This window comes from Streptomyces sp. NPDC127197 (genome assembly GCF_042672405.1).
GTDB classification, from domain to species: Bacteria; Actinomycetota; Actinomycetes; order Streptomycetales; family Streptomycetaceae; genus Streptomyces; species Streptomyces flavusporus.
On the sequence record NZ_JBHXVG010000015.1, the window covers coordinates 1 to 23,569 of the forward strand.

At 70.3% G+C, this 23,569-nt stretch carries 19 protein-coding genes; 10 read left to right on the plus strand and 9 right to left on the minus strand.

Features of this window, described 5'->3' with window-relative positions:
- Window positions 1-118 precede the first annotated feature (118 nt).
- Genes ACFVJQ_RS23245 through ACFVJQ_RS23265 form a run of 5 tightly spaced genes read right to left on the minus strand, consistent with a single transcriptional unit; the run spans window position 119 to window position 5,747 of the window.
- Window positions 119-1,429: a DUF58 domain-containing protein gene (locus tag ACFVJQ_RS23245; protein WP_385512713.1), complete on the minus strand. Its 1,311-nt coding sequence runs from the start codon at window positions 1,427-1,429 to the stop codon at window positions 119-121.
- A complete protein-coding gene (locus tag ACFVJQ_RS23250; protein WP_385512827.1) occupies window positions 1,429-2,418 on the minus strand; it encodes an AAA family ATPase in 990 nt (329 codons plus the stop codon). Before ACFVJQ_RS23250 ends, ACFVJQ_RS23245 begins: the two co-directional genes overlap by 1 nt.
- Window positions 2,418-3,614, minus strand: coding sequence for a DUF4350 domain-containing protein (locus tag ACFVJQ_RS23255; protein WP_385512714.1), 1,197 nt, complete (start codon window positions 3,612-3,614; stop codon window positions 2,418-2,420). Before ACFVJQ_RS23255 ends, ACFVJQ_RS23250 begins: the two co-directional genes overlap by 1 nt.
- The gene (locus ACFVJQ_RS23260) at window positions 3,611-4,429 is read right to left on the minus strand and encodes a DUF4129 domain-containing protein (RefSeq protein ID WP_385512715.1); all 819 of its coding nucleotides are present in this window, start codon (window positions 4,427-4,429) and stop codon (window positions 3,611-3,613) included. The genes ACFVJQ_RS23255 and ACFVJQ_RS23260 overlap by 4 nt, the downstream gene beginning before the upstream one ends.
- A 4-nt stretch (window positions 4,430-4,433) precedes the next feature.
- Window positions 4,434-5,747: a hypothetical protein gene (locus ACFVJQ_RS23265; RefSeq protein ID WP_385786417.1), complete on the minus strand. Its 1,314-nt coding sequence runs from the start codon at window positions 5,745-5,747 to the stop codon at window positions 4,434-4,436.
- Window positions 5,748-5,887: 140 nt separating this feature from the next.
- On the opposite strand from ACFVJQ_RS23265, the gene mtnA reads away from it, so the two are divergent.
- The 7 genes from mtnA (at window position 5,888) to ACFVJQ_RS23300 (ending at window position 15,011) form a co-directional block, all read left to right on the plus strand.
- Window positions 5,888-7,030 (plus strand): S-methyl-5-thioribose-1-phosphate isomerase, encoded by a 1,143-nt coding sequence (gene mtnA, locus ACFVJQ_RS23270; RefSeq protein WP_385512717.1) that lies wholly within the window; start codon window positions 5,888-5,890, stop codon window positions 7,028-7,030.
- A 188-nt stretch (window positions 7,031-7,218) separates the two neighbouring features.
- On the plus strand, window positions 7,219-7,908 hold the full coding sequence (gene mtrA / locus ACFVJQ_RS23275; RefSeq protein WP_015659998.1) for a two-component system response regulator MtrA: 690 nt from the start codon (window positions 7,219-7,221) through the stop codon (window positions 7,906-7,908).
- 1 nt (window position 7,909) lies between these two features.
- Window positions 7,910-9,985 (plus strand): MtrAB system histidine kinase MtrB, encoded by a 2,076-nt coding sequence (mtrB, locus tag ACFVJQ_RS23280; RefSeq protein WP_385512718.1) that lies wholly within the window; start codon window positions 7,910-7,912, stop codon window positions 9,983-9,985.
- Window positions 9,975-11,825, plus strand: a complete 1,851-nt coding sequence (locus ACFVJQ_RS23285; protein ID WP_385786422.1) for an LpqB family beta-propeller domain-containing protein — start codon at window positions 9,975-9,977, stop codon at window positions 11,823-11,825. Before mtrB ends, ACFVJQ_RS23285 begins: the two co-directional genes overlap by 11 nt.
- Before the next feature lie 265 nt (window positions 11,826-12,090).
- Entirely contained in the window at window positions 12,091-13,050 is a 960-nt protein-coding gene (locus ACFVJQ_RS23290; protein WP_385786425.1) for a ComF family protein, read from the plus strand.
- 315 nt (window positions 13,051-13,365) lie between these two features.
- Complete coding sequence (hpf, locus tag ACFVJQ_RS23295; RefSeq protein WP_385512721.1) at window positions 13,366-14,058, plus strand: ribosome hibernation-promoting factor, HPF/YfiA family; 693 nt, start codon at window positions 13,366-13,368, stop codon at window positions 14,056-14,058.
- 206 nt (window positions 14,059-14,264) lie between these two features.
- Entirely contained in the window at window positions 14,265-15,011 is a 747-nt protein-coding gene (locus ACFVJQ_RS23300) for a response regulator (RefSeq protein WP_385786428.1), read from the plus strand.
- A gap of 12 nt (window positions 15,012-15,023) precedes the next feature.
- Here the strand turns inward: ACFVJQ_RS23300 and ACFVJQ_RS23305 are convergent, their stop codons facing one another.
- Both ACFVJQ_RS23305 and ACFVJQ_RS23310 read right to left on the minus strand, forming a co-directional pair.
- The gene (locus ACFVJQ_RS23305) at window positions 15,024-16,220 is read right to left on the minus strand and encodes a winged helix-turn-helix domain-containing protein (protein WP_385786431.1); all 1,197 of its coding nucleotides are present in this window, start codon (window positions 16,218-16,220) and stop codon (window positions 15,024-15,026) included.
- Between the two features lie 98 nt (window positions 16,221-16,318).
- On the minus strand, window positions 16,319-16,885 hold the full coding sequence (locus ACFVJQ_RS23310; RefSeq protein ID WP_385786434.1) for a GNAT family N-acetyltransferase: 567 nt from the start codon (window positions 16,883-16,885) through the stop codon (window positions 16,319-16,321).
- 302 nt (window positions 16,886-17,187) lie between these two features.
- Between ACFVJQ_RS23310 and secA the strand changes: the two genes are divergently transcribed.
- Window positions 17,188-19,995: a preprotein translocase subunit SecA gene (secA, locus tag ACFVJQ_RS23315; RefSeq protein WP_385512725.1), complete on the plus strand. Its 2,808-nt coding sequence runs from the start codon at window positions 17,188-17,190 to the stop codon at window positions 19,993-19,995.
- Between the two features lie 80 nt (window positions 19,996-20,075).
- On the opposite strand, the gene ACFVJQ_RS23320 is transcribed toward secA, so the two are convergent.
- Window positions 20,076-20,753 (minus strand): Rv3235 family protein, encoded by a 678-nt coding sequence (locus ACFVJQ_RS23320; RefSeq protein WP_385512726.1) that lies wholly within the window; start codon window positions 20,751-20,753, stop codon window positions 20,076-20,078.
- Window positions 20,754-21,066: 313 nt separating this feature from the next.
- Here ACFVJQ_RS23320 and ACFVJQ_RS23325 point away from each other — a divergent pair, with 313 nt between their 5' ends.
- Complete coding sequence (locus ACFVJQ_RS23325; RefSeq protein ID WP_224736051.1) at window positions 21,067-21,582, plus strand: DUF6912 family protein; 516 nt, start codon at window positions 21,067-21,069, stop codon at window positions 21,580-21,582.
- A 93-nt stretch (window positions 21,583-21,675) separates the two neighbouring features.
- The gene (locus tag ACFVJQ_RS23330) at window positions 21,676-22,341 is read left to right on the plus strand and encodes an HAD family hydrolase (protein ID WP_385512727.1); all 666 of its coding nucleotides are present in this window, start codon (window positions 21,676-21,678) and stop codon (window positions 22,339-22,341) included.
- A gap of 157 nt (window positions 22,342-22,498) precedes the next feature.
- Here ACFVJQ_RS23330 and ACFVJQ_RS23335 read toward each other — a convergent pair whose 3' ends face one another.
- Window positions 22,499-23,065, minus strand: coding sequence for a DJ-1/PfpI family protein (locus ACFVJQ_RS23335; RefSeq protein WP_129799805.1), 567 nt, complete (start codon window positions 23,063-23,065; stop codon window positions 22,499-22,501).
- Window positions 23,066-23,569: the final 504 nt, after the last annotated feature.

The following is a 23,569-nucleotide window of genomic DNA, read 5'->3' on the forward strand; positions in this document are numbered from 1 at the left end:
TGGTACTGCAGGGGGGACCCTGTGGGAGAGTAGGACACCGCCGAACAATCATTGAGAAAACCCCCGTGCCGTCCGGCACGGGGGTTTTCTGCGTTCACGGGGGTTTTCTGCGTTTCCCTCACAGCCGCCCTGCCGTCTTCAGGGACAGATACGCATCGGCCAGGGCCGGGGCCAATTCGTCGGGGATCGCGTCGACGACCGTAACGCCATGTCGGCGGAGTTGTTCGGTGGTGCGATGGCGTTCGGATTGGGCCTGGGCAGCGGCTGCGGCGTCGTAGACGGATTCGGCGTCGCCGCGAGACGTTGCCATGCGGGCGATATGTGGATCTGCCACTGATGCCACCAGGACTGTGTGGCGCTGGGTGAGTCGAGGGAGGACGGGCAGCAGGCCTTCCTCGACGGGGGCCGCGTCGAGGGTGGTGAGCAGCACGATCAGGGAGCGGCGAGGGGCTGTCCGGAGTGCTGTGGCCGTGAGGCCCCGGGCGTCCGTTTCGATCAGCTCGGGCTCGAGGGTCGCCATGGCGTTGACCAGGGAAGGGAGGACGTCGCCTGCTGTGCGGCCCTGGACGAGGGCGCGCACTCGTCGGTCGTATGCGAGCAGATCGACGCGGTCGCCGGCACGGGACGCGAGGGCCGCCAGGAGCAGGGCCGCGTCCATCGAGGCGTCGAGCCGTGGGGCGTCGCCTACGCGGCCGGCGGAGGTGCGGCCGGTGTCGAGGACGAGGAGGATGTGGCGGTCGCGCTCGGGGCGCCAGGTGCGTACGGCGACCGTGGACTGGCGGGCTGTGGCGCGCCAGTCGATCGAGCGGGTGTCGTCGCCGGGGATGTATTCGCGAAGGCTGTCGAATTCCGTGCCCTCGCCGCGCTGCAGCACGCTCGTGCGGCCGTCGAGTTCGCGTAGGCGGGCGAGTTTGGAGGGGAGGTGCTTGCGGCTGGTGAAGGGGGGCAGGACGCGTACCGTCCAGGGGACTTTGTGAATGCCCTGGCGGGTGAACAGGCGCAGGGGGCCGTATGAGCGGATGGTCACTCGGTCGGCTTGGCGGTCGCCGCGGCGGGTGGGGCGTAGGCGGGTCGTGACGCGGCGGCGTTCGCCGGCGGGGACCGTCAGTTGGTGGCGGGAGGCTGTCACCTCGGTGCCAGGGGGCCAGCTGCTGGGGGGCCAGGCGTCGCGGAGGTCGGCACGGAGTGGCCGGCGGGACGGGTTGCTGACCGTGAGAGTGACGTCGGCTGTTTCGCCCAGGCGTACCGAGGTGTCGCCGGAGCGGGTCAGGCGCAGGCGTCGTACGGGTGCTGCGAGGGCGAAGTCGCAGGCGCAAGCGATCGCCAAGGGTGCGTTCACGGCGAGAATGCCCGTCCAGCTGGGTTCCCACAGGCCGACGGGGAGGGAGCCGAGGGCCGCGAGGAGGGCGGCGCGTCCGGTGAGTGCCATCAGCGGGGTACGGGGACGTGGGCGAGGACGGCGTTGATGACGGAGTCGGCTGTCACGCCTTCCATCTCGGCTTCCGGGCGGAGTTGGACGCGGTGGCGGAGCGTGGGAAGGGCCAGGGCTTTCACATCGTCCGGGATGACGTAGTCGCGGCCGGTCAGCCAGGCCCACGCGCGGGAGGTGGCGAGCAGGGCGGTGGCTCCGCGGGGGGAGACGCCGAGGGTGAGTGACGGCGAGTCGCGGGTGGCTCGGCAGATGTCGACCACATAGGCCGTGATCTCCGGGGACACCGTGGTCTTGGCGACTGCCGCGCGGGCGGCCTCCAGGACGGCTGGGCCCGCTACAGGGCGTACGCCGGCTGCGCGCAGGTCGCGAGGGTTGAAGCCCTCGGCGTGGCGGGTGAGGACGTCGATCTCGTCCTGGCGGGAGGGGAGGGGGATGGTGAGCTTGAGGAGGAAGCGGTCCAGCTGGGCTTCGGGGAGTGGGTACGTGCCCTCGTACTCGACGGGGTTCTGGGTCGCGGCGACCAGGAACGGCTCGGGGAGGGGGCGTGGGATGCCGTCGACCGTGACCTGGCGTTCCTCCATGGCTTCGAGGAGGGACGACTGGGTCTTGGGCGGGGTGCGGTTGATCTCGTCGGCGAGGAGGAGGTTGGTGAAGACCGGGCCGGGCTGGAAGGAGAACTCGGCGGTGCGGGTGTCGTAGATCAGGGAACCGGTCACGTCGCTGGGCATGAGGTCGGGGGTGAACTGGACGCGCTTGGTGTCGAGTTCGAGTGCCGAGGCGAGGGTGCGGACGAGCAACGTTTTGGCGACTCCGGGGACTCCTTCCAGTAGAACGTGTCCGCGGCAGAGGAGTGCGACGACGAGGCCGGTCACGGCGGGGTCCTGGCCGACCACAGCCTTGGCGATCTCGGCGCGCAGGGCCTCCAGGGCGGCTCGGGCGTTGCCCGGGTCCCCGGTCTGCCCGGCGTTGTCAGTGGTCGGGTCCATCATGGACGGCGTACCTCTCTTTCGAGGGCGTCGAGTTGGTCGGCGAGGGCGATGAGGGCCGCGTCGTCGCTGGGCGGCGGGCCGAAGAGAAGGGTGTGCAGGGACTGGCCGTCGCTGTGGAGGTGGGCGGACAGGGCGGGGAGCAGGGCTTCGGGCGCGTGCGCCTGGGCGACGGGGACGCCTACGAGGGGAGCGAGGCGGGTGCGGGTGGTGGAGCGGAGAGCGGCGGCCGCGCGGTCGTGGGCGTTGGCCTTGCGGTAGAGACGGGCGCGGCCTTCGACGGTTTCGGAAGCGCGGATCGCCACGGGGAGTTTTTCGGGCACCAGAGGGCCGAGTCGGCGTGCTCGCCACAGGGCGGCGAGGGCTGCGGCGATGAAGAGCTGCAGGGTGCCCCAGAGCCAGCCCGAGGGGAGGAGGTCGAAAAGGGTTTGGTCGTCGTCCTGGTCGGTGGCCGAGGTGTCGGAAAGCGAGGGGAGGTACCAGACCAGATGGGGGCGCGAGCCGAGGAGTTGGAGGGCGAGCGAAGCGTTGCCCTGCTCGTCGAGGCGGTCGTTGAAGAGGATGTCGGGCGCGCCGAGGACGACGGTGTCTCCGTCCCCGGATGCGTCCGGGACGCGGATCAGGGTGGCCAGGCGTTCGCTGGGGTAGCACTGGTCGGCATCGAGGTGGGTGGTGGTGTAGCGCAGGCCGCCCGTGTCGGCGGTGCCGGCGCGCTGCGCGGCGGGGAAGTCACAGTTGGGGGCGAGTGTCGACTCGAGGCTGGTGGCGGGGTCCGCGGTGACGCCAGGGGCGAGCTGCTCGACGGAGGAGCTGCCGGCGGCAACGAGGACGGTACGTCCACCGGATTCGGCGATCGTGGAACGCAGCACGGTTTGTTGACGGTCCGTCAGCAGATCGGGGACCGCGACCAGGAGGGTGGTGTCCGGGGCGGCTGCGGCGCGTGCCGCGTCCAGGGTGGTGACCACGCGGGTGGACACGCCGCGTTCGGCGAGGAGTTCGGCGATGGCGCGGCTGCCCTCGGGGTCTGCGGAGCGCGGGTCGAGGCTGCCGCGGTGGGTGTCGGAGCGGATGAGGGCGATCGCGACGGCGGCCGCCAGAAGGAGGACGAGGGCGAGTGCGACGCCTCGCGTGCGGGTCCACACCTGGCGGGGGGTGGGCGAGGTCGAGGTGGACGGGAGCGTGGCCTCGGCGGTCATCCGGCGGCTCCCTGGCGGGTGGTGTGGTCGGCGCTGTGGGCGCTGGTGCTGGTGAGCTGTGGTTTGGTGCGTTCCAGGTCGCGGTCGAGTTCGGCGATGCGGCGGTACGACTGCTCGGTCGCCGCGCGTCCGCCGTATGTCACGTCGTCGAAGTCCCGGGCGGCGGCGCGCAGTCGGTCCGTGTGGGAGGGCAGGGCGCGGCCTGCTTCCGCGGCCGCCTCGTCGGCGGTGCGGCCGGGGCGGGCGTCGAGGAGGGCGCGTTCCTCCAGAGAGCGGACGATGGCCCGCATGCGTTCCTGGAGGGCTCGGTTCCAGTGGTGCTGGGCAGCGTGGGCCTCGGCGGCCGCGCGGTGTTCGGCTGCACTGCGGGGACGGTCGTCGAACAGGATGGCGGAAGAGGTCGGTTGGCGGCGCGGGGTGCCCAGGCGCCACCACAGGGCGGCCAGGACGGCGACGACGGCGATGATAATGACGACGAGGCCGAGCGCGCCTCCGGGTGTGGCAGCGGACGCGGCGCCCAACAGGTCGTTGACCCAGCCCCAGAAGGCGTCGAGGGCCCGTTGGAAGAGGCCGGGGTCGTCCTCGTGGTACAGCCGCTTGGACAGCTCGCGCCGGGCCGCCTCCCGCGCGGGGTCCCGCGGGGTCGTCAGCGGCGGTTCGTCGCTCGAGCCGGCGAGGGCCGACACAGACGTGCTGCCGCCGTGGTGCGACGGGCGCACGGCATGGTCGCCGGCGCGGAGCCAGGCACGTACGGCCGTGTCGGTGGCGCGCGACAGGGCCGGCGCGGCTGTGAGGACGTCCCCGGCCAGGCTCACGGCATCAGCTCCCGGGCGTGGTGTCGGCAGTGCCGGAGCCGTAGCCCTGGACGCCGGCGGCGCGGGCGAGTTCGAGGTCGAGAGCCTCGCGGCGGATGCGCTGGTCGATGTAGAGGAGCACGGTCACGCCTGCCGTGATCGGGAACGTGATCATGGAACCGATCACCGAGCCGATCCCGCTGATGATCAGGAACGTCCAGCCGAAGTCGCCGGTGCCTTCCAGGAAGCCGCTGACGCCGTCACCGCTGAGCGCTGCGGCGAGGAACCCGAAGGGGATGACGACGATCGCAGCGACGATGTTCGCGATGATCGTGGCGAGCAGCTGGATGCCGAAGACCCGCCACCAGGAGCCGCGCACGAGCTTCGCAGAGCGGCTCATTGCCTTCATGATGCCCTGCTTCTCCAGCATCAGCGCCGCGGAGGCCAGGGAGAAGCGGATCATCAGCCACAGGGCGACGACACCGGTGCACAGGCTGCCCAGGACGATGAGTCCGGCGCCGGCGGCGCCCCCTCCCGCCAGTGCCACGAGGATGCCGGGGACGGCACCCACGAAGGCGACTCCAACGGCGATGAGGAGCAACAGGAAGATCAGGCCGAACAGTTTCACCACCCGCGGGCGGGCGTCGCCCCAGGCCTCAGCTGTGGTCACGGGCTTGCCGAGGACCGCACGGCTGGTCACGGTGGTGAGCAGCGCGGTCGCCGCGACGGTGCCGATCAGGGAGATCAGGAAGACGACTCCGGAGCTGAGCAGCGCGTCGCCCAGGGCGCGGGTCAGTTCGCCGAGGGTGGCGCTCGGGTCGTTGAGGGCCTCCGTGCTGGTCCTGTCGTTCAGGACGAGGCCCTGGAGCAGGATGACGACGATCTCCGTGACGACCGCGACCGTCAGCGAGATGCCGAGCACGGTGCGCCAGTAGGTGCGCATCGTGGAGACGGCGCCGTCGAGGATCTCGCCGACGCCGAGCGGACGCAGAGGGATCACGCCGGGCTTGGCCGCGGGCGGGGGACCGCCCCACTGGCCGCCCCAGCCGCCGTGTCCTCCAGGGCTTTGCCAGTTGCCGTGGCCGCCGCCGTGTCCGCCGGGGGGCCGGCTGCCCCAGCCGGGACCGGGCGGTGGGGGCGGCGGTGCCTGGCCCGGGCCCGGGGAGCCGCCCGGGGCGGACCACTGGGCGGGTGGCGGCTGCTCCTTGGACCACTTCGAGCCGGGGTCCTGCGGCTGCGAGGCCGGCTGTTCGGGCTGCTCGGCAGGGCCGGACGTGCCGGGTTCCTGCCCGTCGGACGGGGCGGATCCGGGCGAGGCCCAGCCCGGCGTGTCTTTCATCGTCGCTCCTTCACGGTGCCCGTCCGCTGTCGCGGCGGCAGGTTGGCAGACATCGTGCCATGGGGTGGTAGCCCAGGGACCGGCCGCGGTATGGGCTGCACACCTTCAATTGTCCGCCGCACTGCGGGCAGACTGACCGCATGGCTGATCAGTACGCGCAATCCGGCGAGGACAAACCGCCGACCGGGATACCGGCGATCCGTTGGGAAGAGCCCCCCGAGGGTCCGGTCGTGGTCCTGCTCGACCAGACAAGGCTGCCGGCCGAAGAGGTCGAGCTGGTCTGTACGGACGCACCCGCGCTGGTGGAGGCGATCCGTTCGCTCGCTGTGCGCGGAGCGCCATTGCTCGGCATCGCGGGCGCGTACGGCGTCGCGCTCGCCGCCGCGCGCGGGTTCGACGTGGACGAGGCCGCAAACGCGCTGGCGGGCGCCCGGCCCACCGCGGTGAACCTCTCCGTCGGTGTGCGCCGGGCCCGGTCCGCATACTTGGCGGCGCTCGACCGGGGCGGGAGCGCCGGGTCGGCCGCCGAGGCGGCGCTGGCGGCGGCGCGGCAGCTGCACCGGGAGGACGCGGAGGCCAGTGCCCGGATGGCTGCGCACGGGCTGGCGCTGCTGGACGAGCTGCTGCCCGGCGGCGGTCACCGGATCCTCACGCACTGCAACACCGGGTCACTGGTGTCGGGCGGCTCGGGGACGGCGTTCGCGGTGGCGCTCGCCGCACACCGGCAGGGACAGCTCAGGCGGCTGTGGGTGGACGAAACGCGTCCCTTGCTGCAGGGGACCCGTCTGACGGCGTACGAGGCGGCGCGCAGCGGCATGGCCTACACCCTGCTCACCGACAACGCCGCGGGTTCGTTGTTCGCGGCCGGGGAGGTGGACGCGGTGCTGATCGGGGCGGACCGCATCGCGGCCGACGGTTCGGTGGCGAACAAGGTCGGGAGCTATCCGCTGGCGGTGCTCGCGCGGTACCACCATGTGCCGTTCATCGTGGTGGCGCCGGTGACGACGGTGGATCCGGACACTCCGGACGGGGTGTCCATCGAGGTCGAGCAGCGGCCGGGATACGAGGTGACCGAGGTTGCGGCCCCCAACGTGCCGGTGACGGGAGCGGGCGGCGGGGTGCCGGTGGCGCCGCTGGGGACGCAGGCGTACAACCCGGCGTTCGACGTCACACCACCCGAGCTGGTGACAGCGATCGTGACCGAGGAAGGGGCCGTGTCGCCGGTGACCGCTGAGGCCCTGGCCGAGATGTGTGCCAGGTCGCGCCAGGCCGTGATCGGCTGACGAGCACCGTCCTTATGGCCCCTGAGCGGGAGGTCGGGGCCGATTGCTGTGCGCACGGGGCGCGGCCCGGGATCCCCCGCTGAGATCAACGGCGACGGGCGAGGGCAGACAGTAGCGACCTCGTACGACTATCGTCACGGGCCAGTGACCTCCCTCACCAGCGGCCCGGTCACTGTTACGAGAATGGGATGATGTCGTTTATGAAGGGACGAGTCCTTGTCGTCGACGACGACACCGCACTGGCCGAGATGCTCGGCATCGTGCTGCGTGGTGAAGGTTTTGAGCCGTCTTTCGTAGCCGACGGCGACAAGGCGCTGGCCGCTTTCCGGGAGACCAAACCCGATCTGGTACTGCTCGATCTGATGCTGCCCGGCCGGGACGGCATCGAGGTATGTCGCCTGATCCGGGCGGAGTCCGGGGTGCCGATCGTGATGCTCACGGCCAAGAGCGACACCGTCGACGTGGTGGTGGGCCTGGAGTCGGGCGCCGACGACTACATCGTGAAGCCGTTCAAGCCGAAGGAGCTCGTCGCCCGGATCCGGGCGCGGCTCAGGAGGTCCGAGGAGCCCGCTCCCGAGCAGCTCGCCATCGGTGACCTGGTCATCGACGTGGCCGGACACTCCGTGAAGCGGGACGGGCAGTCCATTGCGCTGACACCGCTGGAGTTCGATCTGCTGGTCGCGCTGGCCCGTAAGCCGTGGCAGGTGTTCACGCGTGAGGTGCTCCTGGAGCAGGTGTGGGGCTACCGGCACGCGGCGGACACGCGGCTGGTCAACGTCCATGTGCAACGGCTGCGTTCCAAGGTCGAGAAGGACCCGGAGCGGCCGGAGATCGTGGTGACCGTGCGTGGTGTCGGTTACAAGGCGGGGCCGAGCTGACATGTCCGGGGACAGTGCCGCTTCGGCGCCCGGCAGGTCCGGGGGCGGTGCGGGGCGGCCTGTCGGCCGGAAGGCGGCGGGCTCCCGCTGGGGACGTTTTCTCGAGAGCGGGCTGCTGCAGGGCGGGGTCCAGGGCAGCCCCGTTCTGCGTCTGTTCATGCGCTGGGTGCGTCGGCCGTTGCTGCCCGTCATGCGGTTGTGGCGGCGCAACATCCAGCTCAAGGTCGTCGTCACGACGCTGCTGATGTCGCTGGGTGTCGTCCTGCTGCTCGGCTTCGTCGTCATCGGGCAGGTGCGCAACGGACTGCTGGACGCCAAGGTGAAGGCGTCGCAGAGCCAGGCCACGGGCGGATTCGCGGTGGCCAAGCAGAAGGCCGACGAGGCGGCGAGCGGAACCGGTGACGGGGCGGCCCAGGTCGACGGCCGGCCCTCCCAGAACGTGATCCAGTGGATGAGTGATCTCGTCTCCTCGCTCTCCAGCGGTGGTCAGGGCGCCTTCGACGTGGTGACGCTTCCGGCCGGGGACGACAGCGGCGGTGGGCGTGGCCCGCGTGCCTCCGGCGGTGTGGATCCCAATGAGAGCGTGCCGGAGGCCCTGCGCGCGCGGGTCACCAGCAGTACGGCGGCCGCCCAGAGCTACACCCGCATCGTCTACAGCGGTGAGAAGGAATCCCAGCCGGCGCTGGTCATCGGCAAGGAGGTCGACGACCCGAACGGTGACCCGTACCAGCTCTACTACCTCTTCCCGCTCACGCAGGAGGAGAAGTCACTAAGCCTGGTCAAGGGGACGCTCGCGACGGCCGGTGTCTTCGTCGTCGTACTCCTCGGGGCGATCGCCTGGCTCGTGGTGCGCCAGGTTGTCACGCCGGTGCGGATGGCGGCCGGTATCGCCGAGCGGCTGTCCGCAGGGCGGCTGCAGGAGCGGATGAAGGTCACCGGCGAGGACGACATCGCACGTCTCGGCGAGGCCTTCAACAAGATGGCGCAGAACCTGCAGCTGAAGATCCAGCAGCTGGAGGACCTATCGCGGATGCAGCGGCGGTTCGTGTCGGACGTGTCCCATGAGCTGCGAACGCCGCTGACGACCGTGCGGATGGCCGCCGATGTCATCCACGAAGCGCGGGAAGACTTCGACCCGGTGACCGCGCGGTCGGCGGAGTTGCTCGCCGACCAGCTGGACCGGTTCGAGTCGCTGCTGTCTGACCTGCTGGAGATCAGCCGCTTCGACGCGGGCGCGGCGGCGCTGGAGGCCGAGGCGATCGACCTCAGGGAGGTCGTACGGCGGGTCGTCAGCGGTGCCGAGCCGCTCGCCGAGCGCAAGGGCACGCGGATCCGGATCGTGGGCGATCAGCAGCCCGTCGTCGCCGAGGCCGACGCCCGGCGAGTGGAACGGGTGCTGCGCAACCTCGTCGTGAATGCTGTGGAGCACGGCGAGGGCAAGGACGTCGTCGTCAAGCTCGCCGCGGCGGGCGGGGCGGTGGCGGTCGCGGTGCGCGACTACGGCGTCGGGCTCAAGCCCGGCGAGGCGACCCGGGTCTTCAACCGCTTCTGGCGTGCCGACCCGGCACGCGCGCGTACGACGGGTGGTACGGGCCTGGGTCTGTCGATCGCCCTGGAGGATGCGCGGCTGCACGGCGGCTGGCTGCAGGCATGGGGTGAGCCGGGCGGTGGATCGCAGTTCCGGCTGACGCTGCCGCGGACCGCGGACGAGCCGCTGCGGGGCTCGCCGATACCGCTGGAGCCCAAGGACTCGCGCCGGAATCGTGGACTCAATGACGCGGGTCTGCCGCGCGGCGGCGGGGCGAAGACCGCCACGGTGCCCGCACAGACAACGGGCAGCGGACCGCTGCCGCCGCGGGATCCGATCACGCCCAGGCTGGCCGCCGTTGCCCCCACGGCCGATCCGACGGCGCTGCCCGGCAACGGCGCGCGGGTGGTGCCGCGGCCCGCGGGGGGCGCACGACGGCAGGACGACCAGCCCGCCGTGGAGGCGGCACGCAGCGCGGCCCTGAACCGTTCGACGGAGGCAGGGCCGGACGAGGCGAACGATCAAGGGGAGGCATTTCGTGGGCGCTGACCGCGAGGGGGGCGCCCGGCGGACGTCGGCGCGCGCGGTGGCGTACGTCGCCTGTGGTGCCGTACTTCTGACGGGATGTGCCTCGATGCCGGACAACGGGGATCTGCGGGGCGTCGAGTCGACCCCGCGCCAGGACACTCAGGTGCGGGTCTTCGCCATGCCGCCCCGGGAGGACGCCCCGCCCTCCGAGATCGTGCAGGGCTTCCTCGAGGCGCTGACCAGTGACGATCCGCACTATGCGACGGCGAAGCAGTATCTGACCGCGCAGGCGGCGAAGACCTGGCGGCCGGAGCTGTCCACGATGGTGCTCGCGGACGGGCCGGCCACCGAGGCCGGTCCTGCGGGAGGCCGGGAGGACGGCGACAACGTCTCCTTCACACTCACCGGCACCAAAGTCGCTCTGGTGGACGCGGAGCAGTCGTATGCGCCGGCCGAGGGTGCCTACAGCAGGCAGGTGTACCTCACGCGGGATGAGAAGAACGGACAGTGGCGCATCGACGGGCTACCGCCGGGTGTCGTCATGGGGCAGTCGGACTTCCAGCGCAACTACATGTCCGTCAACAAGTACTACTTCGCCTCGAACTCCGCGGTCGGGGCGGCCTCACAGTCGGCCGCCGTCGCCGATCCCGTGTACGTGCGCCGGCGCGTGGATCCGATGACGTACATCGTGCGCTCGCTCCTCAACGGGCCCACGGCCTGGCTGGGGCCCGTGGTCCGGTCGAGCTTCCCGACCGGTACGGCCCTGGAGAAGGGCGCCGGCTCGCTGACGCCCGACGACCAGAACAAGCTGACGGTGCCTCTGAACGGGAAGGCCACCCGCGTGGGGCTGGCCAAGTGCAACGAGATGGCAGCCCAGTTGCTGTTCACGCTACAGAGCCTCACACCCGCGGTGGACGAGATCGAAGTGCAGGCCGACGGAGCGCAGTTGTGCGTGCTCGACGAGGACGGGGCAGCGGCCGTCGCCGCGCGCGGTTCGGCCGAGCGTCCCGAGTACCTGTACTTCATCGACGGTGAGCACCGTCTGGTACGGATTCCGGGCGGCAGCAGGAGCTCGAACGCCGAACCGGTGCCGGGCGAACTGGGCGAGGGTGCACAGGCGTTGCGGTCGGTGGCGGTGTCGCGCGACGAGGACACCGCGGCCGGGGTCGCCATCGATGGCAAGGAGCTGTACGTCGGCTCGCTCGTGTCGGGCGGTTCGCTCGGGGAGCCGGTGGTGCGCAGTACGGGCAGGACGGAGGATGACCGGCTGACCGCGCCCAGTTGGGACGCGCGGGGCGACCTGTGGGTGGCCGACCGCAACCCCGAGAAGCCGCGCTTGCTCATGCTTCAGGAAGGCAAGGGCGAGCCGGTGGAGGTGGAAGTCCCGGGGCTGGACGGGCGGATCAAGTCCGTGCGGGTGGCGGCCGACGGGGTGCGGATCGCGCTGGTCGTGGAGAACGACGGTAAGCAGTCCCTGCTGGTCGGGCGGATCGAGCGGGCGGCGAAGGACGAGACGGGTGAGAAGGACGGCGAACAGCCCGGGGTCTCTGTTTTCGAACTGCGGCCTGCCGCACCGGCGTTGGAGGAGGTCACCACCATGTCGTGGGCCGGTGACGGCCGGCTCGTGGTGGTCGGACGCGAGGAGGGCGGCGTGCAGCAGATGCAGTACGTCCAGGTCGACGGCTCCACGCCGGAGGGACCGGCGCCCGACGCTCTGACCGGGGTGAAGGCGATTGCCGCCGCCGAGGACGACCGGCTGCCGCTGGTGGCGTACTCGGAGGACGGGATCGTACGGCTGCCGGACGGGACGCAGTGGCAGACGGTGGTCAAGGACGGCTCTGCGCCGGTTTATCCGGGGTGATTCCTGGCCGGGTGTGGCTTTGCCGCTGCGCTGAGCCGGTGCCAGGGGTGGTGGATCGGCGCCCGGCGCGGTGCGGTTGTTGCGCCGTGTTGGTGATGGCGCCGGTCAGGGCTGTGTTGTGACGCGTTGAAGGGCGGCCGTCTTCGTCGAGGAGAGACTCGGCGGAGACGGCCGTTTCTGCTGGTGGTGGTGCGACGGGGAGTTATCCACAGGCAGTTGTCCACAGGGGTGGCCGCTCGGCGCGGGCGTTGGCACAGTGGTGGGCATGCGGGGGTGGTGGCAGGACCTCAGCGACCTGGTGCTGCCGGCCGAGTGCGGAGGCTGCGGAAGGCCTCGCACGGTGCTCTGCCCGGAGTGCCGTGCCGCCCTGAGTGGGGCCGCACCGCGCCGGGTGCGACCGGCGCCGGAGCCGCCCGGGCTGCCGGTGGTGTACGCGGCCGCGCGGTACGCGGACGAGGTACGGGCGGTGTTGTTGGCCCACAAGGAGCGGGGCGCGCTGACCCTCGCCGGGCCGCTCGGCGTCGCTCTGGCCGGGGCGGTGCGGACGGGGCTTCGGCACGCGCGGGAGAGCCGGACGGCGGTGGGCGGTGCGGCGTCGGGGTGTGCGGGGGTTGCGGCGGGCTCGGCCGGGATGCGGCGCGGTGCTGTCGATGGGACGGTGTTGATCGTTCCCGTACCGTCCGGCCGTGGAGCCGTGCGGAAGCGAGGGCATGATCCGGCGCGCCGGATCGCGCTCGCGGCGGCTGCCGAGCTGCGGCAAACGGGGACACCCACACGGGTGCTCGCCGTACTGCGGCAACGGCGAGCCGTCGCTGACCAGTCCGAGCTCACCTCCCGGCAGCGGCTGGAGAACCTCGCCGGTGCTCTCCAGGTGGCGGCCGGTGGTGAAGGGCTGCTGGGCGGCGGTCCGGTGGTGCTGGTGGACGACTTGATGACCACCGGGTCCTCCCTCGCGGAGGCTGCGCGTGCCGTGCGGGCGGCGGTGGCGGACGGGACGGTCACTCACGGAAGTGCGGCGTCCGTGGTACGCGCAGATGTGGAGACGGCCGTGTACGGGAGAGGCAATCGGGAAAGGACAGGGGAACGGATGACGGGATCAACGGACGGGAGTACGGACCTGGGCCGTGTCGTCCCGGGAATGGCGGGGACGACCGGTGCCGGCGAGGTGATCTGCGCGGCTGTGGTCGCGGCGACGCCGGATTCTTTCGAAATGAACCGGAACTGACTGCGATCTTGCGTCGTTGCAGGTAGTGAGAGGGTGTATTCACCTGAACGGAGGTACGCGGCAGTAGAGGGTGACGACATCCGTCCGGGCGAGATATGTTCGGTTGTGAGGGAAAGCCGCAGGCCACACCTCGCAAATCTGAATGCCGTGCCGCGGGTATTCCGCAATCACCCGGGCCGGCTGGGTGGAGATCTTGCCCATGGGGGAGGAGGAGGTGGACGTCACCGAGTCCGAGGTTCCGGGGGTCCCCGGGACCGGGTGCACAAGGGAGATGCTCCGCCACTGAAGCGGAGCGATCCGGGAACGGAGTTCTGCGTGGACATCGTCGTCAAGGGCCGCAAGACCGAGGTGCCCGAGCGGTTCCGCAAGCACGTGGCCGAGAAGCTGAAGCTGGACAAGATCCAGAAGCTCGATGGCAAGGTGATCAGCCTCGACGTCGAGGTGTCCAAGGAGCCCAACCCCCGACAGGCGGACCGCAGCGACCGAGTGGAGATCACGCTCCGCTCCCGTGGTCCGGTGATCCGGGCGGAGGCAGCGGCCAGCGATCCGTACGCGGCACTCGACATGGCGGCAGAGAAGCTGGAAGCCCGGCTGCGCAGGCAGCACGACAAGCGTCACACGCGACGGGGCGTGCGCCGGCTCACGGCAGCCGAGGTCCCCGACCACGTTCCGGGCGTGGCCACCCTCAACGGCACCGGCGGCGCCTTCCAGGCGGAGGAGCCGGGCGGGGTACCCACCAAGAGGATCGGCTCGCTGGAGGTGCAGGGTGAAGGCCCCCTCGTGGTCCGCGAGAAGACCCACGTCGCCGCCCCTATGACCCTTGACCAGGCTCTCTACGAGATGGAGCTGGTGGGGCACGACTTCTATCTGTTCGTCGACTCCGAGACCAAGGCACCCAGCGTCGTCTACCGGCGGCATGCGTACGACTACGGCGTGATCCACCTCGAAACGGACACGATGGTCACCCAGGCGCCCGCACCTGAAGCGGGCGGCCCGCTGGGCGGCTGACCATAACCGGACGACAGCTGATCCGGTGCCCCTGGAGTGCGGGTGCGCCCCCAGGGGCACCGGTGCGCGACCACTTCGTCCGCCGCTCGGTCACCGGAGTGTCGTCCGGGCATGAAATCATGGCGGCAACGGCCCAACCGGTGGGCCGTTGCCTTGGGTTGGCGATGGCACAGGACCACGGGCCACAGCCTTCAGGGGGAGGAACGATGGCGGACAGCTTCGGACCAATGCAGGACGGGGGCACCGACGACGGTGTCGCCGGCATGGGCCCGGACGCGGGCTCTCCACGCAAGGAGCCGATCCGGGTTCTGGTCGTGGACGACCATGCCCTGTTCCGCCGTGGCCTGGAGATCGTGCTCGCGGCCGAGGAGGACATCCAGGTCGTCGGGGAGGCGGGCGACGGGGCCGAGGCGGTGGAGAAGGCCGCCGATCTGCTGCCCGACATCGTCCTGATGGACGTACGGATGCCGAAGCGGGGCGGAATCGAGGCGTGCACCTCCATCAAGGAGGTGGCACCCAGCGCCAAGATCATCATGCTGACGATCAGCGATGAGGAAGCAGATCTCTACGACGCGATCAAGGCGGGCGCGACGGGTTATCTCCTCAAGGAGATCTCCACCGACGAGGTGGCCACGGCCATTCGCGCGGTGGCCGACGGACAGTCGCAGATCAGCCCGTCCATGGCGTCGAAACTGCTCACCGAGTTCAAATCGATGATCCAGCGGACGGACGAACGCCGACTGGTGCCCGCGCCGCGGCTCACCGACCGGGAGCTGGAAGTGCTCAAGCTCGTCGCCACGGGCATGAACAACCGGGACATCGCCAAGGAACTGTTCATCTCCGAGAACACCGTGAAGAACCATGTGCGCAACATCCTGGAGAAGCTGCAGCTGCACTCCAGGATGGAAGCGGTGGTGTACGCGATGCGGGAGAAGATTCTCGAAATCCGGTGACCGGGCCGGGCTTCAGGCCAGCGCGCGGACGAGTTCCGCGGTGAGAGGGGCGTGCAGTTCCGGGGTGTCCACCCGTTCCACGCGTACGTTTGTGCAGTCCACCCAGCTCGCCGCCTCGATCAGGGCCTGGGCCACCGCCGGAACAGCCTTCGGGCCGTCCAGCGTGACCTGCTTGGCCACCAAGGTGCGGCCCTCGCGGGCGGGGTCCACACGGCCGACGAGACGGCCGCCGGCCAGCACCGGCATCGCGAAGTAGCCGTACACCCGCTTCTGCTTGGGGACGTAGGCCTCCAGACGGTGGGTGAAGCCGAAGATCCGCTCCGTGCGCGCCCGTTCCCAGATCAGCGAATCGAAGGGGGACAGGAGCGTGGTGCGGTGGCGGCCGCGTGGGGGTGTCTCCAGGGCCGCCGGGTCCGCCCAGGCAGGCTTTCCCCAGCCCTCGACCGTGACCGGCACCAGGCCCGAATCGGCGATCACCGCGTCGACCTGCTCGCCCTTGAGACGGTGGTAGTCGGCGATGTCCGCGCGGGTGCCGACACCGAGGGACTGGCCGGCGAGGCGGACCAGGCGGCGCAGGCATTCGGTGTCGTCGAGCTCGTCGTGCAGCAGGTCGTCGGGGACCGCGCGGTCGGCGAGGTCGTAGATCCGCTTCCAGCCGCGGCGCTCCACGCAGACCACCTCGCCGTACATCAGGGCCCGTTCGACGGCGACCTTGGCGCCGGACCAGTCCCACCACTCACTGGTGCGCTTCGCGCCGCCCAACTGCGTGGCCGTGAGGGGGCCCTCCGCGCGGAGTTGCTTGATGACCTGGTCGTAGGCACCGTCCGGGAGTTCGTGGTTCCAGTGGGGGCGGTTGCGGTAGGCGCGGCGGCGGAAGGCGAAGTGGGGCCACTCCTCGATGGGGAGGATGCAGGCGGCGTGGGACCAGTATTCGAAGGCGTGGGGTTGTGCCGAGGGCGCGCCGATGGATGCAGTCGTCCAGTAGGCGTCCTCGACGGTTCTGCGGCCCACGGCGCCGAGGCGGGCGTACGGGATGAGCTCGTGGGAGCGGGCGAGGACGGAGATGGTGTCGAGTTGGACTGCGCCGAGGTGGCGGAGTATGCCGCGGACGCCGGCCTTGCGGTTGGGGGTGCCGAGGAGGCCCTGGGCGCGCAGGGCGATGCGGCGGGCTTCGTCTGCGGTGAGGTCCGTGGGGCGCGGGGTCGTCATGCCGTCGAACGATAGGCGGTGGGTCTGACAAAGCGGGGTGAGCTGGGGATTCGTGAACCGGGGCCCTGTGGCTGGGTGAGCGGTGCGCGCCGCCTGGACTAGCGGGGCGGCAGATAGGGCGCCGTCGACGGCAACCCCAGGTCCGATGGCAGGAGGGAACCCACCCAGCAGTCCCGTCGTACCCCGTTGTTGTTGAGCGCGGCGCGCAGCGTGCCCTCGATGGTGAAGCCGGTGCGTTCGGCGACCGCGCGGGAGGCGGTGTTGCCCACTTCGGCGCGCCATTCCAGGCGGTCGATCGACTGGTGGGTGAAGGCCCAGCGGGCGGCGGCGAGGGTGGCCTCGGTCATGTAGCCGTTGCCGCGGTGGCGTTCGGTCGTCCAGAAGCCGAGCTCGCCCACGCCGAGGGAACGCATGGTGATGCCGAGCATGCCTGCCAGTTCTTCCTGGCTGAGGAAGACGCCGAAGGTGAACATCGAGCCGGTCGCCCAGCCGTCGGGGACCAGGTGCTCCGTGAAGCTCTGGGCATGTTCATGGAGGTAGGGCGACGGGATCGTGGTCCAGCGCTGGATGATGGGATCCTGACAGGCGGCGTAGACGGCGTCCGTGTCGTCCTGGCCGACCGTGCGCAGGAGGAGACGGGCGGTGGGGATGGTGACGGGCTCCATCGGCCGATTCTGCTCGGGAGGGCGTGACGATGCCATGCATTTCGCTGCGTGTGACCACGTGATCACGATTCGCGCAATTCGTGGGCGGGTCGCGGCACTATCCGGGACTCCCGGCCGTTGTTCCTGTGAAGACAGAATTGAAGGCAGGTCTGACGTCGGATACGACGTCGATGTGCAGCAGTGACTGTCGTCGCCCGGCAGGCCTCCCGGCGCGGCCGGGTCCTCGCATACGATGGCCGTTGCTCAGTACGTCGAAGGAAAACCGACCGTCCCAGGCCCGACCGGCAAGGAGACCAAGCCCCGTGTCCGTCCTCTCGAAGATCATGCGTGCAGGCGAAGGCAAGATCCTGCGCAAGCTGCACCGTATCGCGGACCAGGTCAACTCCATCGAAGAGGACTTCGTCGACCTCTCCGACGCCGAGCTGCGGGCCCTCACCGATGAGTACAAGCAGCGCTACGCCGACGGTGAGAGCCTGGACGACCTGCTGCCCGAGGCCTTCGCCACCGTGCGCGAGGCCGCCAAGCGCGTCCTCGGCCAGCGGCATTACGACGTGCAGATGATGGGTGGCGCCGCCCTCCACCTCGGCTACGTCGCCGAGATGAAGACCGGTGAGGGCAAGACCCTCGTGGGCACGCTGCCTGCGTATCTGAACGCCCTGTCCGGTGACGGCGTCCACCTCATCACGGTCAACGACTACCTGGCCGAGCGCGACTCCGAGATGATGGGCCGCGTCCACAAGTTCCTGGGCCTGAGCGTCGGCTGCATCCTGGCCAACATGACGCCGGCCCAGCGCCGCGAGCAGTACGCGTGCGACATCACCTACGGCACGAACAACGAGTTCGGCTTCGACTACCTGCGCGACAACATGGCGTGGTCGAAGGAGGAGCTCGTCCAGCGCGGGCACAACTTCGCCATCGTCGACGAGGTCGACTCCATTCTCATCGACGAGGCCCGTACACCGCTGATCATCTCGGGCCCGGCCGACCAGGCCACCAAGTGGTACGGCGACTTCGCCAAGCTCGTCACCCGTCTCAAGCGCGGTGAGGCCGGCCAGCCGCTCAAGGGCATCGAGGAGACCGGCGACTACGACGTCGACGAGAAGAAGCGCACGGTCGCCATCCACGAGGCCGGTGTCAGCAAGGTCGAGGACTGGCTGGGCATCGACAACCTCTACGAGTCGGTGAACACGCCGCTGGTGGGCTACCTGAACAACGCCATCAAGGCCAAGGAGCTCTTCAAGAAGGACAAGGACTACGTCGTCATCGACGGCGAGGTCATGATTGTCGACGAGCACACCGGCCGTATCCTCGCCGGCCGCCGCTACAACGAGGGCATGCACCAGGCGATCGAGGCGAAGGAAGGGGTGCCGATCAAGGACGAGAACCAGACGCTCGCCACGATCACCCTGCAGAACTTCTTCCGCCTCTACAGCAAGCTCTCCGGCATGACCGGTACGGCGATGACCGAGGCCGCCGAGTTCCACCAGATCTACAAGCTCGGTGTGGTGCCGATCCCGACCAACAAGCCGATGATCCGCAAGGACCAGTCGGACCTGATCTACCGCACCGAGGTCGCGAAGTTCGACGCGGTCGTCGACGACATCGCCGAGAAGCACGAGAAGGGCCAGCCGATCCTGGTCGGCACCACCTCGGTCGAGAAGTCCGAGTACCTCTCGCAGCAGCTCAGCAAGCGCGGCATCCAGCATGAGGTGCTCAACGCCAAGCAGCACGACCGTGAGGCGCAGATCGTCGCCCAGGCCGGCCGCAAGGGCGCCGTGACCGTGGCGACGAACATGGCCGGCCGTGGTACGGACATCAAGCTCGGCGGCAACCCCGACGACCTCGCGGAGGCCGAGCTGCGCCAGCGTGGCCTCGACCCCGAGGAGCACATCGAGGAGTGGGCCGCCGCGCTTCCCGCCGCCCTGGAGCGGGCCGAGAAGGCGGTGCAGGCGGAGTTCGAGGAGGTCAAGAGCCTCGGTGGCCTCTACGTGCTGGGCACCGAGCGGCACGAGTCGCGTCGTATCGACAACCAGCTGCGCGGTCGTTCAGGCCGTCAGGGCGACCCCGGCGAGTCCCGCTTCTACCTCTCCCTCGGCGACGACCTGATGCGGCTGTTCAAGGCGCAGATGGTCGAGCGCGTGATGGCGATGGCGAACGTCCCGGATGACGTGCCGATCGAGAACAAGATGGTCACGCGCGCGATCGCGTCCGCCCAGTCGCAGGTCGAGCAGCAGAACTTCGAGACCCGTAAGAACGTCCTGAAGTACGACGAGGTCCTCAACCGGCAGCGTGAGGTCATCTACGGCGAGCGGCGCCGCGTCCTGGAGGGCGAGGACCTGCACGAGCAGGTGCAGCACTTCATGGACGACACGATCGACGCCTACGTCGCCGCGGAGACCGCCGAGGGCTTCGCCGAGGAGTGGGACCTGGACCGGCTGTGGGGCGCCTTCAAGCAGCTCTACCCGGTGAAGGTCACCATCGAGGAGCTGGAGGAGGCGGCCGGCGACCGGGCCGGACTCACCGCCGACTTCATCGCCGAGTCCATCAAGGACGACATCCACGAGCAGTACCAGGCCCGTGAGGCGCAGCTTGGCTCCGAGATCATGCGTGAGCTGGAGCGCCGGGTCGTGCTGTCGGTCCTGGACCGCAAGTGGCGCGAGCACCTCTACGAGATGGACTACCTCCAGGAGGGCATCGGCCTGCGCGCGATGGCGCAGAAGGACCCGCTGGTCGAGTACCAGCGCGAGGGCTTCGACATGTTCACCGCCATGATGGAGGGCATCAAGGAGGAGTCCGTCGGCTACCTGTTCAACCTGGAGGTCCAGGTCGAGCAGCAGGTCGAGGAGGTGCCCGTCGAGGACGCCAAGCCGACCCTGGAGAAGCAGGACGCGGTGCCCGCGCAGGCGGGGGCACGCCCCGAGATCCGCGCCAAGGGCCTGGAGGCCCCGCAGCGGCGGAACCTGCACTTCACCGCGCCGACCGTGGACGGCGAGGGCGGCACCATCGAGGGCGACTTCAACGAGGAGGAGCCGGTGCGGTCCGCGGCCGACGGCCTCACACGCGCGGAGCGTCGCAAGCAGGCCAAGGGCGGGCGGCGCCGCAAGAAGTGACGTCGCCTGAGGCGTCGTAGCGGGGAAGGGCCGGGTCACCTGAGGGTGCCCGGCCCTTCGGCGTGAGTGGGTTACGTGAGTCAGTCGCCGACGGTGGTGCGCGTGCGGGGGCCGCCCAGTTCCACGGCCGTGCAGCGCCAGCGGTGGTCTCGGCCCAGTTCCAGGCGGAACGCCATGGCACGCAGGCGGTCGCCCGCGCCGATGCGGGCGAAGGCCTCGATGGCGCCTGGGCGGGGTTCGTAGTAGCCGACGTCGCGGACGACGGGGCGCGGGCCGCGGGTGCGCAGGGGGCCGCGTTCAGCGAGGCGGGCCAGCTCGTCGTAGGCGGGGCCGGCAGTGTGCCGGAGCATGGCGTGGACGGGGCGTTGCCCACTCAGGACGAGCAACAGCCGGTCGGCGAAGAGGTCGGTGGGGCGGGGCTGCGGGACGACCGGCCTTCGGGTGTGGGAGGCGCTGCGGGGTGGGGCGGGGGCTTGGGGCGTGGATGGGGTGCGGAGGGGGCGTTGGGCGGCTGGGGGTGTGGTGGGTGTGCTGGCGGGGCGCTGGGCGGCTGGGGTCGTAGTGGATGTGCTGGCGGATCGTGCCGCTGCAGGGGTCGTCGTAGAGGTGGTGACGGGGCGTGCTGACGTTGGGGTTGTACGGGAGGGGCCCGCGCCTGGGGGGCGGGGCGGGTTACTGCCGGGGCGGCGGGAGTCGCGGCGGGTTGGGGGACGGGTGCCGGGATGGTGCTGTGGCGTCCTGGTCATGACCTTGTTCATGGGGGTCCCCGTTCGGTGGGCCCGGCGCGTGGTGCGTACCGGGCAGTAACTTGCTGTCGGGGATCTTGTACGGGCCCTGGTCGAGGGCGGGCAAACAAGTGAGGGCGGGGACGCGGGTGGCCGGAATGTTCACCTATCCGGGTGAGGAGCGGGGGCGGGGGCCCGTGGGGAACGGGGTGCATCGGGTGACTTTCCGGCGTCGGGTGGACGCCCTGCGGGGCGCGGGCAGGGACTCGAAAGGGGACCCCGCACGTATCCTGAAGGCCCTCACCGGGGCCTTGTGGAGGCCCTCCGACCACGAAAGCGGCCAACCATGCGCGTCTACGTCCCCCTGACCCTCTCCGGTCTCGCCGAGGCGTACAAGACGGGCGAGGTCGGCGCGGGGCCGCTCGTCGCCTACGCCGTCACGCCAGCCTTGCGTGAGTGGTACCTCTCCGACGACATCGAGGAGTTGGAGTACGCGGCGCTGAGCCGGGCCGCGCTGGCCTCGCTGCGGCTGCTCGCCGCGGACCCGGGGGCACCCCGGCGGCGGGTGGTGGTCGCCATCGACGTCCCTGACGGACAGGCGGCCGCCGACCCAGGACGGGGGCCCGACCCGGCCGCGCTCGGCGAGGTGCGGATCGCCGGCGCCGTACCGCTGGCCAAGGCGGCCTCGGTGCATGTCGACTCGGGTGAGGCGGAGCCGGATGTCGCCGCAGCCGCCGAGGCGCTTCAGGCGGCGGACGGCGGGGACGACGACGCGCAGTTCGTCGTGGACGGGGCCGAGGACCACGAGTTGCTGTGGTACGCGACGCAGGAGATCCCCAACCTGGTCGGCTCGCAGAACTGACGCTCACCGTAGCGCGACTGCTCACAGCTGCTTGATGCCAGGCTGACCTGGAGATCTCTTGATTGTCAGTGGTGGCGGGTAACGTTTTTGGGCATGGGGAAGCACGGAGCTGAGCACATTGTCTGGGACTGGAACGGCACGCTGTTCCACGACAATGACGCGATCATCGGGGCGACGAACGCGGCGTTCGCCGAGCTGGGGCTGGAACCGATCACGATGGAGCAGTACCGGGCGCTGTACTGCGTGCCGGTGCCGAAGTTCTACGAGCGGCTGTTGGGGCGGCTGCCCACCGATGCCGAGTGGGAGGTCATGGATGCGACCTTCCACCGGTACTACGCGGAGCACCGGGTTCGGTGCGGGCTGACGGAGGGGGCGATCGAACTGCTGGCGGAGTGGCAGTTGGCAGGGCGCAGCCAGTCGATCCTCAGCATGTACGTCCATGACGAACTCGTCCCGCTGGTACGGGGGTTCGGGATCGAGACGCACTTCATACGCGTCGACGGGCGGACCGGGCCCTCCGGGGGCAGCAAGGCCGAGCACATGGTGCGGCACCTCGCGGCGCTCGCCGGGGTGGAGCCCGGTCGGACCGTGGTGATCGGTGATGCCGCGGATGACGCGGTGGCCGCGCGGCACGTGGGAGCGCGGGCCGTGCTCTACACCGGGGGCTCGCACAGCCGGGCCAGCCTGGAGGAAACGGGCGTGCCGGTGGTGGACTCGCTCGGGGAGGCGGTCGCTGTGGCGGAGGAGCTGGCGGCCTGAGGGGGCGTGCGTTGGTGCCGGTAGGGCGGTTCGCGCAGCCCGGCGCTGCGGGGTGCCTCCCCCAGGCCCTTAAGGCACTGGGGGAGGCACGACTGCCCGCAGCTCGGCGGCGCGGCGCCGGGGCGTTGCTGGTGGGCGGGGCTCAGGTTGCCGCGGCTCAGGTTGCCGGGGCCTTGGCGCGCAGCACCTTGAGGAACTCGCGCATCCAGGCGGAGTGGTCCGGCCAGGCGCGCGAGGAGACCAGGGTGCCGTCGATCACTGCCTCGGCGTCCTGGAAGGTGGCGCCGGCGGCCTGCATGTCGAGTTCCAGCGCGGGGTACGCCGTGACGCGGCGGCCGCGGAGGCCGTCGATCGCGGCGGTGAGCAGGGGGCCGTGGCAGATCTGGGCGACGGGTTTGTCGGCGTCGAAGAAGGACTTGAGGATCTTGCGGAGTTCGGGGTCGTTGCGGAGGTACTCCGGGGCGCGGCCGCCGGGGATGACCACGGCGGCGTACTGGCCGGGGTCGACCTCCGAGAAGGCGAGGTCGGCGGGCCAGGTGTAGCCGGGCTTTTCGGTGTAGGTGTCGAAGCCGGGTTCGAAGTCGTGGACGACGAATTGCAGTTTCTTGCGGGTGGGGGCTGCGATGTGGACGTCGTAGCCCTCTTCGCGGAGGCGCTGGTAGGGGTAGAGGACTTCGAGGGACTCTGCTGCGTCGCCGGTGACGATGAGGATCTTGGTGGTCATGGCGGTGGGCTGCCCTTCGTGGGTGGCTTCCGGCTGCGTGGGGCGTTCAGGGGCAAGGTGCCTCCGGGGGCGGGGGGTTGCCAAGGGTACGCGCCGGTTTCGGGGCGAGGCGGGGTTGTGAGGCGCGTGGTCCGGCGTTGTCGCGGCTGGCGTCGGTGCTGGTAGGGCGGTTCACGCAGCCCGGCGCTGCGGGGTGCCGCTGCGCCCACCCGTGCCGCCCCAGCGGCGCGACTGCCCGCAGCTGCGGCGGCACGGCTGACCGGAGCTGCGGCGGTGCGACTGCCCGCAGCTCAGGCAGTCACCGTCGCCGCAGCGCGCTTGTCCCTGTGCAGACTGTCAAAGTTCCGGTCCCGGTTTTGTACACATACGGCTCATGACGGGCCCCCGGTAATGAGCGATAGCCTTGTGGCGTGATCAGCGCGATAGTTCGCGGGGGCCTTGGTGTTCCTGCTCTGCGCCCGGAGAGCACGGACGACATCCGTGTCCGGGCGGTGGTCGCTGGTC

Bases quoted from the DNA above. Each gene is read 5' to 3' on its own strand.
- ACFVJQ_RS23335 (WP_129799805.1), bottom strand. From the start codon at position 23,065: ATGACCACCAAGATCCTCATCGTCACCGGCGACGCAGCAGAGTCCCTC.
- ACFVJQ_RS23265 (WP_385786417.1), bottom strand. From the start codon at position 5,747: ATGAAAGACACGCCGGGCTGGGCCTCGCCCGGATCCGCCCCGTCCGAC.
- ACFVJQ_RS23250 (WP_385512827.1), bottom strand. From the start codon at position 2,418: ATGGACCCGACCACTGACAACGCCGGGCAGACCGGGGACCCGGGCAAC.
- ACFVJQ_RS23255 (WP_385512714.1), bottom strand. From the start codon at position 3,614: ATGACCGCCGAGGCCACGCTCCCGTCCACCTCGACCTCGCCCACCCCC.
- mtrA (WP_015659998.1), top strand. From the start codon at position 7,219: ATGATGTCGTTTATGAAGGGACGAGTCCTTGTCGTCGACGACGACACC.
- ACFVJQ_RS23290 (WP_385786425.1), top strand. From the start codon at position 12,091: ATGCGGGGGTGGTGGCAGGACCTCAGCGACCTGGTGCTGCCGGCCGAG.
- ACFVJQ_RS23245 (WP_385512713.1), bottom strand. From the start codon at position 1,429: ATGGCACTCACCGGACGCGCCGCCCTCCTCGCGGCCCTCGGCTCCCTC.
- ACFVJQ_RS23305 (WP_385786431.1), bottom strand. From the start codon at position 16,220: ATGACGACCCCGCGCCCCACGGACCTCACCGCAGACGAAGCCCGCCGC.
- mtnA (WP_385512717.1), top strand. From the start codon at position 5,888: ATGGCTGATCAGTACGCGCAATCCGGCGAGGACAAACCGCCGACCGGG.
- ACFVJQ_RS23300 (WP_385786428.1), top strand. From the start codon at position 14,265: ATGGCGGACAGCTTCGGACCAATGCAGGACGGGGGCACCGACGACGGT.
- ACFVJQ_RS23310 (WP_385786434.1), bottom strand. From the start codon at position 16,885: ATGGAGCCCGTCACCATCCCCACCGCCCGTCTCCTCCTGCGCACGGTC.
- ACFVJQ_RS23330 (WP_385512727.1), top strand. From the start codon at position 21,676: ATGGGGAAGCACGGAGCTGAGCACATTGTCTGGGACTGGAACGGCACG.
- ACFVJQ_RS23325 (WP_224736051.1), top strand. From the start codon at position 21,067: ATGCGCGTCTACGTCCCCCTGACCCTCTCCGGTCTCGCCGAGGCGTAC.
- ACFVJQ_RS23320 (WP_385512726.1), bottom strand. From the start codon at position 20,753: ATGAACAAGGTCATGACCAGGACGCCACAGCACCATCCCGGCACCCGT.
- mtrB (WP_385512718.1), top strand. From the start codon at position 7,910: ATGTCCGGGGACAGTGCCGCTTCGGCGCCCGGCAGGTCCGGGGGCGGT.